Genomic DNA, 3292 nt, shown 5'->3' on the forward strand with positions numbered 1-3292 from the left:
GCAAGTTTGGGTGCCAGAGGTTTTCAGCAACTTTGGCGGTGCACGGACGGGCGGTGTTTGCTGGCGAGATTGCGCGGTGACTTTCACTCAGTTGGCCAATCAAGCTCGACTTCAGCCAGATTGTGGGCGCAATAGCCGGTGTGGTCGCGCAGTGAGTTCTTGAAGCACTGCATCGGCTTGAAGCCATGTGCCTTCCTATCCGAGGGGCCGAAGCCGGAAGGGATGGCCTGAATGTCGTATGAACGGCGGTTGCCTGAGAAAGGACTCCCGTCTCCCGCTACAAGCGGCGGTTCAGCGACCGGAGTTGATGATTGCCAGCCGAAGGGGCAATCCAGTTGGGGAGGTGAAGTCGCTGTGGGCGGCTTCGACGGCCACGTCAGCGCAGCCGCTTCTTCATGCGCTCGATCTGCTCGGGCGAGCCCTCGAAGCTGTAGCCTTCGCGGGTCTTCTTCATCCGCACGCCGGGACCGGCAGCCTTCTTGAGGCTGTCTTCAACGTGCTTCTCCATGCTGCGCGTCAGCTCACGCTGAAGCTGGGCGGCAGAGGCGATCTTGCGGCCATTGAACCGCATTTCGATGCGAGCCATCGCGTCGTTCCTTTTCTGTTAGCCCTTCGGAGGGAAGGGATCGTTGCCGTAGGTGTTACGCTCGCGGATGCGACCGTTCTCGCCGTGGATCAGCATCTCGCTGCCCTGGCGCATGGCGGATTCTCGCGCGGCCGCGATGGCCTCGCGCTGCGTGCCATGGACGGAAGACGCGCGGGAGTTGCCCGCCCCCTTCACTGCCCAACCGCCCTGATGCGGCACAACATGCTGATTTTTCTTAGACATTTTAAGCTCCATATGTCGATTTCGGTTGACGATTCTGCCAACCTTGTGTTTAATTATAGATTAGGAAATGGCGCTTATCAACCAAAACAACAACCGCCGGGAGAGGACCATGTTCGGACAAAGGCTCAGGCTTGCCCGCAAGCGGGCTGGCCTATCCATGCAAGCTCTCGCCGACCGCGTGACCCCAAGCGTGTCGGCGCAGGCCATCAGCAAATACGAAGCGGACAAGATGATGCCGTCCTCGTCGGTGTTGGTCGGCCTCGGAAAGGCGCTCGGCGTGTCGCTGGATTTTCTTGTCGGTGGCCAGGTCGAAGCTCTGGAAAGCGTCGAGTGGCGGAAGAACTCGACTGCCTCGGCGCAGGATCGCGCGATGGCGGAAGCCATCGTGATCGAGAAGCTCGAAGACTATCTCGCCATCGAGGACATCCTCGACCTGCATCCGGCTGAAGACCCGTTCGCCGCGCTGCGCGTGGACATGGTAGCCGATGAAGAGGCCATCGACGCCAAAGCGCGGGACGTGCGGCGCGAGTGGAAGCTCGGGATCGACCCCATCCCAAGCATGACCGCCCTGCTCGAAGACAAGGGGCTCAAGGTCATCGAGGCCGATCTACCTGAGCGCATCAACGGGCTGGCTTGTCATGTTGAGCGGGCGGAAGGTGCACCGACTGAGGTGATCGTCGTCTCGCGGCACACCAACGTCGAGCGCAAGCGCTTCAACCTCGCCCATGAGCTCGCGCATCGGATCATCATCGAGACCGGCAATGTCGCGCTGAAAAAGGAGCCGTCCATGCACCGCTTCGCGGGGGCGTTTCTTATCCCGCGCGAGCATCTGGAAGAGGAAGCTGGCCGGAACCGGCACGGCATGACCTGGATAGAGATCATGCGGCTCAAGCGCACCTACGGAGTCTCTGCCGCCGCGATGCTCGTGCGGCTCGGCCAAGTGGGCATTCTGTCGAAGAGCGCTGTGGAATATGCGTTCAAGACCTATGCGCGAAGCTGGCGGCGCGAAGAGCCGGAGCCTATCGGTCCCGGTGAGGGTTTCGCGGCCTTCGAGAAGCCGCAACGCTTCGAGCGCCTCGTTTGGCGCGCGCTCGGCGAGGAGTTGATTTCGCCTGTTCGCGCTGCCCAGATGCTCGGGCTCCCTTTGAGCGTTGTCGAACGTGACATCAGGGGGCCGCGTGACCAGTGACCTGTATCGTCGTCAATGATGCGTCCTGCCTGATCGACCTGAAGAAGGGAGAGTTGCTGCACGTCCTGCTGCGGCTGCCCTATCGGTTCATCGTGCCCCTGCCCATCCGTGAGGAGGAGCTCCTCGACTTCACGGCGCAGGAATGGCGGATGCTCGAAGATGGTGGCCTTGCCACCTATGATCTGCCGGGCGAAGAGGTCGCGCGGGTTTTCGCACTGAAGCGGGAACATAGCCGCTTGTCGGCCAACGACTGCTTCGCCCTCGTGACGACAACCTGCCAGGAGAACGGTATCCTCCTGACCGGCGACAACCTGCTGCGCAAGGTGGCCACCGCCCGCGCCGTGCGCGTTCATGGCGTACTCTGGATCATTGACGAACTGCACGCGGCCGGTGTCTGCGAGGTCGAGCTTCTCATCTCCGCGCTGCAGGTCTGGCGCGCGGATGATGCTGTCTTCCTGCCCGTGGCTGAGATCGACAAGCGGCTGCGCCGTCTCAGCGCATAGCTGCAGAGATTGCCGATCATCTCACCTTCTGGGCATAGGTCTATGGAGGACAGAAGTGCGTCAAGGAATTCGGAAATCCCATCAGCAGCATTCAGTTCGCGGTGCACCACATCCGATAGCGCCCTTGTCTCGTTACCTCACGGATTAGCCCTCGCGCTTCCATCCAAGCAAGGTTGCGCTGAACGGCAGTTCGACTGGCGCCTGTAATGGCCTCGGCCATTGGCGCAGAAACGAGTGGCCATTCCGTAAGTGTGGCGAGCAGCGCCGGAGGGGTCTTACCCGAGAGCGGCGACATTTCGGTTTCTGCCCGCACAAACCAAGACTCAATGTCATCTAGGTAACGCATCGCAGTCAGGCACGACGTCGCCATTCCCTCAAGCCAGCGAGCGAGGCGATCGACCGGCGGGCCACTAACACGGAGCCCCCCTGCCCCGCCCATGGCGAGCGGTGCGAAGATGGCGCCGCTTCCATCGCTGGCCGCGATCCTGGACGCGGTGACGGCGGCTTCCATCTGGTCACCGTGCTGTCCGAGGCCGGCCAGGTTCCAGAGATGAAAGCCCATGCAAGCCCGCGTGATTGGGTGGAGCTCGGCTGCTGCAGCCATTACGTCCAACCATCCGCCCGCGCGATCTTCGAAACGCTCAGCGCAATCTTCTGTGTTCTCGGGATCGCGGCGATCCAGGAAGGCGGCCAAGTCAGCTTTCGGTCCGGGACCGCCTGTCAGGCGCCGAACAGCCCATCCGGCATCGTCAAGTTATTGACGCGGCTTGT

4 protein-coding genes and 1 pseudogene are annotated in these 3292 nt (G+C 61.7%); 2 read left to right on the forward strand and 3 right to left on the reverse strand.

Going from position 1 to position 3292, the window contains the following annotated elements; genetic code table 11:
- Nucleotides 1-376: 376 nt before the first annotated feature.
- Nucleotides 377-586 carry a hypothetical protein gene (locus tag DL1_RS20445; RefSeq protein WP_028095405.1) on the reverse strand — a complete coding sequence of 70 codons (210 nt, stop codon included), beginning with the start codon at nt 584-586 and terminating at the stop codon, nt 377-379.
- A gap of 18 nt (nt 587-604) precedes the next feature.
- Nucleotides 605-829 carry a DUF2188 domain-containing protein gene (locus DL1_RS20450; protein WP_028095404.1) on the reverse strand — a complete coding sequence of 75 codons (225 nt, stop codon included), beginning with the start codon at nt 827-829 and terminating at the stop codon, nt 605-607.
- Between the two features lie 67 nt (nt 830-896).
- On the opposite strand from DL1_RS20450, the gene DL1_RS20455 reads away from it, so the two are divergent.
- Together DL1_RS20455 and DL1_RS20460 are read left to right on the forward strand one after the other, a co-directional pair.
- The gene (locus DL1_RS20455; RefSeq protein ID WP_028095403.1) at nt 897-2018 is read left to right on the forward strand and encodes a helix-turn-helix domain-containing protein; all 1122 of its coding nucleotides are present in this window, start codon (nt 897-899) and stop codon (nt 2016-2018) included.
- The gene (locus DL1_RS20460) at nt 2015-2521 is read left to right on the forward strand and encodes a PIN domain-containing protein (protein ID WP_028095402.1); all 507 of its coding nucleotides are present in this window, start codon (nt 2015-2017) and stop codon (nt 2519-2521) included. Before DL1_RS20455 ends, DL1_RS20460 begins: the two co-directional genes overlap by 4 nt.
- 91 nt (nt 2522-2612) lie before the next feature.
- On the opposite strand, the pseudogene DL1_RS22200 reads toward DL1_RS20460, so the two are convergent.
- Nucleotides 2613-3263: pseudogene (locus DL1_RS22200) on the reverse strand (hypothetical protein); the annotation flags it as partial.
- Nucleotides 3264-3292: the final 29 nt, after the last annotated feature.

Source organism: Thioclava dalianensis (assembly GCF_000715505.1).
GTDB lineage: Bacteria > Pseudomonadota > Alphaproteobacteria > Rhodobacterales > Rhodobacteraceae > Thioclava > Thioclava dalianensis.